At 52.0% G+C, this 11,487-nt stretch carries 8 protein-coding genes; 5 read left to right on the forward strand and 3 right to left on the reverse strand.

Going from position 1 to position 11,487, the window contains the following annotated elements:
* Window positions 1–178: 178 nt before the first annotated feature.
* A complete protein-coding gene (locus tag SH668x_RS11960) occupies window positions 179–2,437 on the reverse strand; it encodes an NfeD family protein (RefSeq protein ID WP_437185291.1) in 2,259 nt (752 codons plus the stop codon).
* A gap of 253 nt (window positions 2,438–2,690) precedes the next feature.
* Window positions 2,691–3,050, reverse strand: coding sequence for a hypothetical protein (locus SH668x_RS11965; RefSeq protein WP_437185292.1), 360 nt, complete (start codon window positions 3,048–3,050; stop codon window positions 2,691–2,693).
* A gap of 203 nt (window positions 3,051–3,253) precedes the next feature.
* Between SH668x_RS11965 and SH668x_RS11970 the strand changes: the two genes are divergently transcribed.
* The 4 genes from SH668x_RS11970 (at window position 3,254) to SH668x_RS11985 (ending at window position 7,353) form a co-directional block, all read left to right on the forward strand.
* Complete coding sequence (locus SH668x_RS11970; protein WP_437185293.1) at window positions 3,254–4,111, forward strand: ABC transporter permease; 858 nt, start codon at window positions 3,254–3,256, stop codon at window positions 4,109–4,111.
* A gap of 192 nt (window positions 4,112–4,303) precedes the next feature.
* Window positions 4,304–5,308 carry a GTPase ObgE gene (gene obgE, locus SH668x_RS11975; protein WP_437185294.1) on the forward strand — a complete coding sequence of 335 codons (1,005 nt, stop codon included), beginning with the start codon at window positions 4,304–4,306 and terminating at the stop codon, window positions 5,306–5,308.
* A 171-nt stretch (window positions 5,309–5,479) separates the two neighbouring features.
* A complete protein-coding gene (gene hemE / locus SH668x_RS11980; RefSeq protein ID WP_437185295.1) occupies window positions 5,480–6,526 on the forward strand; it encodes a uroporphyrinogen decarboxylase in 1,047 nt (348 codons plus the stop codon).
* A gap of 320 nt (window positions 6,527–6,846) precedes the next feature.
* Window positions 6,847–7,353, forward strand: coding sequence for a hypothetical protein (locus tag SH668x_RS11985; RefSeq protein ID WP_437185296.1), 507 nt, complete (start codon window positions 6,847–6,849; stop codon window positions 7,351–7,353).
* 154 nt (window positions 7,354–7,507) lie between these two features.
* On the opposite strand, the gene SH668x_RS11990 is transcribed toward SH668x_RS11985, so the two are convergent.
* Entirely contained in the window at window positions 7,508–7,780 is a 273-nt protein-coding gene (locus SH668x_RS11990) for a WXG100 family type VII secretion target (RefSeq protein ID WP_437185297.1), read from the reverse strand.
* Between the two features lie 374 nt (window positions 7,781–8,154).
* Here SH668x_RS11990 and SH668x_RS11995 point away from each other — a divergent pair, with 374 nt between their 5' ends.
* Complete coding sequence (locus SH668x_RS11995; protein ID WP_437185298.1) at window positions 8,155–11,271, forward strand: PVC-type heme-binding CxxCH protein; 3,117 nt, start codon at window positions 8,155–8,157, stop codon at window positions 11,269–11,271.
* Window positions 11,272–11,487 lie beyond the last annotated feature (216 nt).

Consider the following 11,487-nt stretch of genomic DNA (forward strand, 5'->3'; position numbering starts at 1 on the left):
CAATCGAGCCGATTTGTGAGTTTGGATAGACTCGCTCAGAAATCCACAATCCGACTCTGGTTCGATCGAACTGACGGGGACATACAAATCCCAAGTGCACTTGGCTGTTTGGCGGCGATCACATCCGACATTGAGCGGCGATTGCCGCTCGTTGCCGGCACACCCTCTGTCGCGACGGTCAGGTGATTTCTCTGACGACGATTCGGTTCTTGCTCACCTCAACGACAGTCACGGCGGCCCCGCTTTCAACAAATGGGCCATCGCTCACGACGTCAATGAGCTTTCCATCGATCCTCGCCTTCCCTGAAGGTCGGAGAATCGTCACCGCATTGCCTGTCGCCCCGAGCAGAACTGCGATTTCCGGAGCGAGTTCAGGTTTCAATCGAGGGGCACCGTCGTCGAGATCTCTGCTTCCCGGAGGGACCAGCACCATCTCTTTGAGAATCGGAATTCGGTGAAAATTCTGACTGATGATGGCAGCTGCAATCGCAACAAGTATAAGCGATGCGGTCAGCGTTCCGACCGTCTGGCCCGCCCTGGAAAGATCCTGCTCAAAGCTGAATCCGGTAAAGGTCTGGCTGGCCATAATCAGTGAGCCGAGTACAAGCAGAATTCCTGATACACCGAAGACACCAAATCCTGGGATCACGAAGAATTCGATGAGCAAACACGCAGCTCCGACAACAAACAGAGCGAGTTCCAGCATATCGGCCGTCCCTCCCATCACCTTGCTCCAGAAGAAAATTGCGAAGGCAAGGGCGGATAAGATGCCGAAAAACCCGGTCATCGTTCCGAGTTCGATGTAGATGCAAATGATCGCAAGGAAGAAAATAAACCCCGTCATCGCTGGGTGGTTGAGCGTGAAGACCAGCGAGTCGACCCAAGTTCTTCCAATTGAACGAAACGGCATCTCGGGAGAGATGCCGAGTCGGGATTTCAGCTCATCGATGTCACGAATCGGCTCTTCTGAGATCATCAGTTGATGAGCTCGGGCACCATTGACCATGATGGCAATTCCCTTGCGGGATTCAGGAACCAACGGACCGGGAATCCATTCTTCTGCCTGAGCAGCAAGTTCGTGTTGAGACAGAAACCATTTTCGTCCAGTTGTTTTGTTCGTCGCTTCAAATACTTCCAGATCTTTATCAGCAAACGCTTCCAGCACGGCGGCAGGCCGATTCTTTGCTTCCGCGAGCCGTCGAAGAATTTCGAGTTCGTAGCTCAGGATTTTCTCTTCCGCATGGACGATCGCCTTTCCCATGAGGTTGATGGGAATTGCGTCTCCGATTTTCGCATCCGACTTCATGTAAATTTCGTCGCAGGCCACTGCGAGGATCGCTCCACCGCTGGTTGCTTCACGCGGGATATACGCGACCGTTTTGACCTTCCGTTTGCTCAAGTCCGAGATCTGCTGAGAAAGATCCGCGCACACTGTCAACAAGCCCCCTGGGGTGTCAATTTCAAAGACAATCAGGTCTGCCCCGGAGCTGACGGCGCGTTCAATTTGCCTTTGGGCAAATGATTTGAAGACTTCGTCGATCACATCATGAAGCTCGATGTAAACGACTTTTTTGATTGGGGCCGCTGGCGTGAGTTCCTTAAGGGCGTCAACCGACAGCCCGAGTCCTTCGATCAGCTCACGACGACTTGAAGCTGTGCGAAGTGCGAGGATGTCGTAGTTTCTGGCTTGAGCCGAAGAGAGTAGCCCAGAAGTGCCCGGTTCAATGACGGTTTTCGTGCTCAGGATGACGTTTCCTTCATCCTGAAGTTTCCTCGCTTCATCGGAAGTCGCCAGCCGCGTCTCTTTTTGTCCCTCTTCTGGTTCGATCTGTAGTTGAACCAGCGATACCTGCGGATCCATCAGAGCATTCGCGAGTGGAACCGAAACTCGAGGGTTTCTGCGACGTTCGATGATCCCTCGAACAATCGTTTGTTGATCCGCTTGGACCGCTTTTCCATATCCAATGTCGCCCAGTGAGGCATTTGGCCCCATTACAATTTGCTGACAAGCGAGTGCCGGCAGTACATTGAACCCGTTCACAGTCTCTGGAATGTATGCGACAGTCGTGACGTTGCTGAGTGGATTTTCAGTCAGAAAGTCGGCAAGCGCATAACAGTTGTGAAAAGAGCTAGATCCAGGCTGGATCTCCAGAATCAGGTAGCCAGCGCGCCCTTCGCGGGAAGCTGTATCCTGAAGCTGCAGAGCCGTTCTGCGGATTTGTCCAAGCACCTCGTCGCCTATGGGGGAAGTCACCGTCACGAGTCTGGCTGTTGGCTCGGCAGTCGCTTGTTCGTTCGCTTTCTCTTGCGCTGGGAGCGCGCCACCAATCAATGAGACGAGAAAGGCAACTGTCAGAGTGAGACCGCGGACGATCGGACTGTCTTTTTTGTGAAGACTTTCCGAGCTTCGCGGAGACTGTTCGAATTGCTCAAACATGAACCGATCCCAGTTGGGGGACTTGTCAAACCGAATTTAAACTCGAGCGGTTCCAGATATTGCGATCCTCGCACATCGAAAGGACCGCCGAACTGCTGCCGAGTGCACTTAAATATTAAGAGGATACGTGGAATCAGCATCGAAGATCAGAAAAATCAGGCGAATTCACGAGGGTCGAGGGAAAAAACGAGTCGAGAAATCTCTCCGCATTCCAGAAGTGGTTCGCGACAAAACAGTCTCCTTGTGAAGTCTCCTATTGAACGACCGAGTTTCGCAACGCAGCCTCGATTTTTGCACACGCTTGCCCACGTGTCAGAACCGCGTCACAGCCCCCTTTTTGGGCAGCTTCAAACAACTCAACCCGAACATGGGGCCCGTATGCATACATTTTGCAGTCGGGACCCGCTGCTTCACGCAAGCGGGCGAAGTCGAGTTCCGGCATCTCCAGATCGATGAGAATGCAGTCGTGAGGACCGGTTGAGAGTTGTTGGAGACACCCATTCATGGATAGACAGGTACGTCCCTTCCTCCCTGCACGTTGCACCGCTCCGTGGATCTGGCTGGTGAAAAACAGGTCTTTGCTCAAGACGAGGACATTGGCTTCGGTCGACATTTTCTTCCTTCAAAAGTGTTTCAGCAATATTGTTTTCTGCATTCCGTCCAAGTTCAAGGCGCCTCAGGAGCATTCATCCAATCGAATCGAGGTTGGCTGGAGACGGTTGCGGAAACTGGTTTGTACCCAATGAGCAAGTGTGTCAAACTGGCCGATGTACGAGAATCCGATGACTACCGAGAATTCTGGAACACTTACGAAACATGTCTGCTGCGTCCGAATCCTTCTCGCAATCGCTGATTTCCAGATTTCGCGTCACCAGGATCATTCTGCGAACGTGTATTGAGGAACGACTGGTTTACCGGGCAGATTTCGCCTTGGGGACGTTGTTTCGCTTTCTCCCCATCGTGACGCAAATCTTTATGTGGGGAGCGATTTTCGCTGTTGGAACCAAAAGCGAGCATCAGCAAATCGGCGGCTACACTTACCAAAACATGGTCGCCTATTACCTGCTGACCATGGTGGGGCGTGCTTTTTCGAGTATGCCGGGGCTCGCCAGCGGAATCGCCGCTCAAGTCCGCGACGGGTCCATCAAGAAATTTCTAACGCAGCCTGTCGACCTATTGAATTACCTGTTCTGGCATCGTGTCGCCCACAAACTGGTCTATTATGGGGTGGCAGCGGGCCCCTTCGCCCTGGTTTTCTGGTTGTGTCGGGCCTACTTGCCAGACATTCCCGATCTTTTTACGGTGACAGCTTTTATGGCGAGTCTCGTGATGGCGTTTCTGCTGGGGTTCCTGATTGAATCGCTGCTGGGGCTCATTGCGTTCTGGTTCCTTGAAGTCAGTTCGCTGTTGTTCATCTATATGATGTTCAACTTCTTCTTATCCGGACACATGATCCCCCTCGATTTCCTTCCGGAGGGGGTTCAACAAGTCGTTTCGCTCACTCCCTTTCAGTTTCTTGCCTATACTCCCGCAGCGATTTGGCTCGGAAAATACTCCCAGCCGGAATTGATCAATCTTTTGGTGGTGGAAGTGCTTTGGGTCGTGAGTCTTTTCGTGCTGAACCGGGTTGCTTTTCATTACGGAGTCAAGAGATACAGTGCATTCGGCGGGTGAAATCGCTGCCTGCGACCGAGTTTTCACGTTCATTCTCCGTAATTCTGGCTGTCAGATAGTTTCTGGCTTACCAAATGCGTACACTCCGTACACCACAGGGAATAAGGCGCTGAATTGTGTCGACACAAGAGTCGACGTCACCGCTTGTTCCGACTTCGACTTCCGAAGAATTTGTTTTGTTGATGAGTTGTCATGTTTATTGATCGCGTCGAATTGGAATGCCAGGCCGGAGACGGTGGCAAAGGGTGCTGTAGCTTTCGTCGCGAGAAATTCGTTCCACGCGGTGGGCCGGATGGCGGCGACGGTGGAAATGGTGGCAGCGTCATCATCCGCGCTGATGAAAACCTGGGAAGCTTGTACAGCCTGGTGGGCCATCACCATTGGCAGGCTGAACACGGTCGCCCTGGGGAAGGTTCGCTTTGCACCGGGAAATCGGGACTGGATACGGTGATCGTGGTTCCACCCGGGACCATCATTAAAGATCGCACTGACGGATTCGTACTGACGGAATTGCTCAGCCACGGAGCAGAAATGGTAGTTGCTCGTGGCGGAAAGGGAGGACGTGGGAACAAGCGGTTTGCTTCCTCCGTCGATCGCGCTCCACGAACCACGGAAGATGGCGAACCGGGGGAGATTCGGGCAGTCACACTCGAGCTGAAACTGATTGCGGATGTCGGACTCGTCGGAAAGCCGAATGCCGGCAAAAGTACGCTCCTGAGTCGCCTGTCTCGTGCTCGACCAGAGATTGCTGCATACCCCTTCACCACCAAGTTTCCCAACTTGGGAATGGTACAGGTGGGGCACGATGATTACTTCCTGCTTGCCGATATTCCCGGGCTCATCGAAGGTGCCCATGCAGGTATCGGTTTAGGTCATGAGTTTCTCAAGCACGTGCAACGTACGCGTGTCTTCATTCATATGATCGAGCCCGATCCGATGGATCAGACTGATCCAGTGCAGAATTACCATCAGATTCGCAAAGAACTGGAACTTTACGATCCAGATCTTTTGAATCGCCCTGAGTTCATTGTCATCACTAAATGCGAACTTCCAGGTGCGGACGAGTGCGCGAAAGAGCTCAGTAAGAGTATTGGTCAACCAGTTATGCAGATCTCTTCTGCAACTGGAAAAAACCTGACGGAACTCACTTACCGAGTGCTTGAAAAACTGAAAGAACTCGGCGTCGCGACGGCATAGGTTCCCGAGCGAATCCAGCCACCGTCCCCCTGCCTCAATATTCAAGTTGGTCGCCTCTTCCGAAACACGCGTCGAGTCATTTTGAAGAGGCGCTGACTCCCAAACAGTCTGTCGATTTCGGTTGAAACAGGAAATCGACAGTCCGACCTGCCAAAGATCGAAAGCCATCGAATGTCGCTGACTCCAGAACTTCGCAACTCACGGTTCATGAAGGCTGCTTTCTGCGAGCCAACAGATTGCACCCCTGTCTGGATTATGCGACAGGCTGGCCGTTACTTGCCCGAGTACATGGCAGTCCGCAGTAAAGTGACATTCATCGAACTCTGTAAACGTCCAGAGTTGGCAGCCGAAGTGACATTGACTGCTCGAGAGGTACTGGGAGTCGACGCAGCGATTCTCTTTGCGGACCTGCTGCCGATTCTCGAACCAATGGGGTTCGATCTGGAGTACCAGAAGGGAGAAGGTCCGGTCATCCATAATCCACTCATGAGCGGATTGGATGTCGATCGCGTTCAGGCGATTGACGATGTGAGCGTCCTGAATTACGTATTCGAAGCGGTCAAGCTGATCCGTAAAGATCTTCCCGCAAATATCCCGCTGCTGGGATTCGCAGGTGCTCCCTTCACCCTCGCCTCTTATGCAATTGAAGGGGGAGGTTCGAAGAATTACATCCGCACAAAGTCAATCATGTTCAGCGACTCCGGAGCATGGGATGCCCTGATGAGCCGACTGGTTGACAGTCTGGCGGTGTACTTGAATGCTCAGATCGCAGCGGGCTGTCAGGCAGTGCAGATTTTCGATAGCTGGGTGGGATGTCTCAGCCCGGCAGACTACGTGAAGTACGTACTCCCGTACACGAAGAGACTCATTGAGTCGGTGACTCCCGGAGTTCCGGTCATTAACTTTCTGACCGGGAACCCTGCGTTGATTCCTCATCAAGTCCAGGCGGGTGGGCAAGTCATCGGAGTCGATTGGCGGATCGAATTATCGGAAGCCCGAAAGATCATCGGATTCGATCGTGCGGTTCAGGGGAATATGGACCCGATATCGCTCTACTGCGATTTGAAAACACTGGAAGCTCGGACGAAACAGATTCTCGCAGGAGCGTGTGGGCGCCCGGGGCACATTTTCAATCTGGGACATGGAGTTCAACCCGATATGAATCCAGACAATGTGAAGGCACTCGTCAACATGGTTCACGAATTCAGCGCAAAGTAATTCGTTTCCATGTTATACACAGAATCCGAACGTTCTTGCGCAGAACGATTTCAGGTGATTGACAATCCGAGATTGATGATAATAATCATCACGATATTGAATGTTTACAGCACCGTAATTTTTGCGGTCAGTGAGACATTCCTTCGTATGAACTTCAAGTTCTTGAAAGAGTTTTCCAAACTGGAGGTTTGGACGACGGCGTCATTATGGCTCCCGTAAATGCGAGACGGATTTCCTGGTGAACTGACATCTAGTTTGACTGCGCTGGATGTGTTCTTCGAATCAGATGTCTGTTTTGAAGTTGTTGGAGCGTTCTTGTGATGCGTGTTTTTGTCTCTGGAAAACTTCTCGCCGCCGTATGTGCGATCGTCGTTGGTTGTGTCGCACAACTGTCGCTGGCAGCGAATCTGTTGCCCGGAGTCACTTCGGCTGAATCCTGGCGCGTGGATCAACTGAACGGAGCGCGAGGCTCAGTCAGTGTTCAAGGGAACGTGGTCGACATCACCATCGATCAAACCACCGCCCACCCGGAGCATTTGCAAGTTTTCCTGGGGGATCTCGATCTTCAGGAGGGGCTGACGTACACCGTTTCTGGTGAAATCAAAGCCACCACTTCTCGCGTCATTGTGCTGAACGCTTCAATTGATGAAGACGATTGGCATGAAATCGGATTGCATGAAGAGATTCGACTCGAACCGGCATTTCAACAATTCGAATTCACATTTCGAGTCAGTGACGCAGTGCGGAGAAAGAACCGTCTTGGCGTGATTGTTGGTCAGAGCCCCGGTTCTATTCAGATTCAGAACCTTCAACTGATCAAGAAGTGAATTCTGCTCCGCGATTCGTCGTGCGTGACCCGACGGCCGACGAATTCTCTCACATGCTTTCGACTCGTGTTCTCGCACGCAGGTGGCACGGATTTCACTCTCGAGTTGAAGAGCTCCCATTCTGGTCAGAGCTGCTTGTGATCGAGTCGACCGGTTACCGTTGCTGAAGGTATTCTTCCAGGCGTTCAGCTTTTCGCATCAGGTACGGAATGTGGTTGTTATTCGCCTCGACAAACTGAGCGAGTAGCCGAATGTGATCCTTGAATTCTTCCGAGAACTTTTGGTTCTCCTGGTCCCGCCAAGTCGAACTCAATGCATCCAACTGTGAAAGCAGCATTGCTGCCTGATCGGAAAGGGAATTATTGAACTGCTTGAGCTTCAATGCGAATGCTCGAAGGTCTGCTGGATTGGCAATCGCTTGGTTCATGGCTTGTCTCGATGAATTCTGTCTGCTGCTTCACTGACCGTCCATTGGGGATTGGAAGCGGCCGCGTTGTCGCCTCAAAACTATTGTCCTGATTCAGCAGTCATTATACAGCATTCGACGACAGCGTCTGCAAGGTGCGGGAAATCAAATTGAAACATGGTCGACGTGAGAGCAAATGATGAGCTGAAACAGCAGCAGTCACTTCCGTTTTCGCCATGAACTCTCCAGAATGCGATATGCGAACTTGTTGATGGGAACGACGCGGTGTGCCTTGCGTTGCTTTCATTTCGGTTTCAATAAGACTAGCGGTTGAAGTGAGACGATTCTCGTCGCCTCACGACGCTGTTTCCTTCATCCTCGCCTAGATTCAACGCATGAAACATCGACTTACCTGCCTCACTCTCGGGATGGGCTGCCTGTTTCCATCTTTACTGTTTGCAGCGGACCAAATCGACATTCCTCGCCGTCATGACCGACCGCCCAATGCTTCCTATTCTGCGGAAGAGGCGGCAGCGCGCATGACTGTCCCCGAGGGATTCAGCGTCGAGGTTGTTGCTTCAGAACCGGATTTGAAAAATCCGGTTGGCATGTGCATCGATGAAAAAGGACGGTTCTGGGTCACGGAGAGTTTTGAATACCCGCGTCAATCTCCTGGTCCCGGCCGCGACACCATCAAAACCTTGGAAGACACCGATGGTGACGGCAAGGTAGATAAGGTCACAGTGTTCGCTGAAGGACTGAATATTCCTTCGGGGATTGCTGTCGGGTACGGCGGTGTCTGGGTCGTCAACGCCCCTGACCTGTTGTTCCTTGAAGATACCGATGGAGATGGAAAGGCTGATCGTTCGACTGTTCTTCTCACTGGATTTGGCCGCACGGACACTCACGAGTTGCCCAACTCTTTGACTTGGGGCCCAGATGGGTACTTGTACGGGTTGAACGGCGTCTTCAACTATTGCAGCGTCAAGTACGGCGAAGCGAATCCAAACTATACTCCAGAACATCCAGGTTGGGATTTCACTTGCGCTTTGTTCCGCATTCATCCCAAGAAGAAGACGTTCGAAATTTTTGCGGAGGGAACAAGTAATCCGTGGGGGATCGCAGTGAACGCCGAGGGGGAATTCTTCCTCTCGGCTTGCGTGATTGATCATCTGTGGCACATCGTCGAGACGGGATACTACATTCGACAGGGTGGCCCCTATCCGCCACACACATGGCCAATGCGGTCGATTGTGGATCACAAACACCAGAAGGCAGCATTCTGCGGTATCGTCTGGTTCGACTCTGATGCTTATCCACCTGAATACAGCAACGTTCTCTACATGGGGAACATTCACGGTGCATGCCTCAATGCAGATATCGTCGAGCGCAATGGAAGCACATACAAGGGGCGTCCACATCCAGGATTCACTCCCAAAAAAGATGCGTGGAAGAACGATGAATATGGTGTGATCCGAAAGACCGGAGACGAATCGCAACCTCAACTCGCGGATCTGTTGTCTGCCAACGATGCGTGGTTCATGCCGGTGGCGCAAAAGGTGGGGCCAGATGGCTGCCTTTATGTACTGGACTGGTACGATCGATATCACTGCTATCAGGACGCGAACGCAGATCCTGAAGGGGTCGATCGTGCGAAGGGGCGACTCTACCGGATTCGCTATCAGGACAACCCACACGCGAAGCCATTCGATCTGAATCGGAAGTCGGACGATGAATTGATTGCTCTCCTGTCGAGTAAGAATGTCTATTTCCGAGAGACTGCTCAAAGACTCCTCGGGGAACGAAGTCGGCCAGAGAGTTTGAATCAGGTCATTCAGTTGATCAAAGATTCATCTCAGCCTGAGAAATATCGACTCTCGGCGGTCTATGCAGCCGCGGCGATGGGAATCGACTCAGCTCAGATCGCTGAGTTGAAAAAACTGAATGACCCCGCACTGAATCCCTGGTTGGTCCGGCTGTCAGCGACTGACGTGGTGGGTGTGGAGACTCCGGATGTTCCTTCACGTGACGAGCTGAAGCAGATCGCTGAAACCTCACCGAGCCAGTTTTTGCAGGAAGTGATTCGGATTTCAAAAATCCAGAATCCTCAACTTGCACTCGAATCCCTGTTGACGGCTTTGGAGGCATCTCCAGAGAACGACGTCGCGATTCACCAGATCATTTGGGAAAATCTGAACACCCGCATTCACTTGGATGCGTCAGCGTATCTCAATCTGCTTGTGGAGCATCAGGCTGAACTCGAGAACTGGGGGCCGATCCTTTCTCGCTCGCTGCTCGTCGTCTGTGAAAATCGCGGGATTGATGGCGTGTTGATTGGAAATGCGATCGCTGCCATTTTGCAGAACCAAGAAATTCCTTACGGAACGCGCGCAGACTGTCTCTGGATCCTCCGCAAAGCATTCGATGAAGGAGTTCTCGATCAGGATCGACGGGTCCAGATTCTGAACGCAGCGAAGACTTCATTTGATTCGCAGGCTGGATCACTTGCAGAAATCACCGCTATGGTGCGGACTCTGGCCGGTGATTCCGCTGCCACTGAAACGATTTTGAGTTACCTCAACGACCCCAAATCAGGCGTTGGTCTGAAAATCGATGCGCTGCGAAGCTTGGTGGCGATTCAGAATGCTCAGGCTGTCGATCAATTCGAAGTTCTGATCGCAAATCCTCAGGTCGAGCCTGGATCCCGAATCGCAATTCTTGAAACGATGGGACGCCTCGCTTCTCCGCGTGTCGCTGACGTGATGCTGAACCGGTTCTCGAATTTTGAACCGGATGTTCAACCCAAAGTGATCGAAATCCTCACGCAGCGTCCAATGTGGAGCCTCCCGTTGTTAAGGGCGATTGATTCCGGAAAAGTGGACAAATCGTTCGTGAACCTCAATCAGTTGATCCGGCTTCGATCATTCAAGGATGAAGCTCTTCAGAATCTCGTTTCGAAACACTTTGGGACAGTTCGCGAAGGGATGAAGTCTGACCGGCAGCATCTTTTGAACTCGATGCGAGATTTCCTGCACGGTACTCCCGGTGATCCGGAAGCGGGGGCTCTGGCATTCAAAAAGGTCTGCGCTCAGTGTCACAAGATCTACGGTGAGGGTGCAGACGTGGGGCCGGACATCACTCGAAACGGTCGAAATAACTGGGAACAGCTGCTCCAGAATGTTTTCGATCCATCGGCAGTCATTGGACCGGGGTACCAATCCCGCATGATTGCCACGGAAGATGGTCGTGTTCTGATCGGCCTGCCAGTTGAAGACAGCGAAGAGAAAGTTGTGTTGAAAATTCAGGGAGGGAAGCTGGAAACCATCCCGCGAAATCAGATTGATGAAGATAAGCTCAGCGACCTTTCTCTGATGCCTGAAGATGTTGAGAAACTGCTGACCCCTCAAGAGCTCGCTGATTTATTCGCGTTTTTAGCACTGGATCGACTTCCGAGCGATCCAGAAGCTCGAATTCTTCCGGGAGCACCGGAACAGAAACGCCGCGAAAAGTGAATTGAGATTTAATCTCAACGCCGAGTGGGTTGTCGAACCCGCTCGGCGTTTTTTGTTCGCTCTTGTCAATAGTTGTTGGATCTCTGCAATGGGCGAGATGTCGCAAGGATAAAAACGGGAATAAAGCAGTTCATCCACCGGTCTCTTCCAAGAGATCGAGGATCCAAAGCGGCAGCGAACTACTTTTCTGAGCGTCTTCGTTTCTCATTCGAGACA

The sequence above is a fragment of the Planctomicrobium mucosum genome (genome assembly GCF_051466335.1).
GTDB lineage: Bacteria > Planctomycetota > Planctomycetia > Planctomycetales > Planctomycetaceae > Planctomicrobium.

Excerpts from the sequence above, each read along its gene's own strand:
- SH668x_RS11960 (WP_437185291.1), bottom strand. The coding sequence starts at position 2,437 with ATGTTTGAGCAATTCGAACAGTCTCCGCGAAGCTCGGAAAGTCTTCAC.
- SH668x_RS11965 (WP_437185292.1), bottom strand. The coding sequence starts at position 3,050 with ATGTCGACCGAAGCCAATGTCCTCGTCTTGAGCAAAGACCTGTTTTTC.
- SH668x_RS11970 (WP_437185293.1), top strand. The coding sequence starts at position 3,254 with ATGTCTGCTGCGTCCGAATCCTTCTCGCAATCGCTGATTTCCAGATTT.
- obgE (WP_437185294.1), top strand. The coding sequence starts at position 4,304 with ATGTTTATTGATCGCGTCGAATTGGAATGCCAGGCCGGAGACGGTGGC.
- hemE (WP_437185295.1), top strand. The coding sequence starts at position 5,480 with ATGTCGCTGACTCCAGAACTTCGCAACTCACGGTTCATGAAGGCTGCT.
- SH668x_RS11985 (WP_437185296.1), top strand. The coding sequence starts at position 6,847 with ATGCGTGTTTTTGTCTCTGGAAAACTTCTCGCCGCCGTATGTGCGATC.
- SH668x_RS11990 (WP_437185297.1), bottom strand. The coding sequence starts at position 7,780 with ATGAACCAAGCGATTGCCAATCCAGCAGACCTTCGAGCATTCGCATTG.
- SH668x_RS11995 (WP_437185298.1), top strand. The coding sequence starts at position 8,155 with ATGAAACATCGACTTACCTGCCTCACTCTCGGGATGGGCTGCCTGTTT.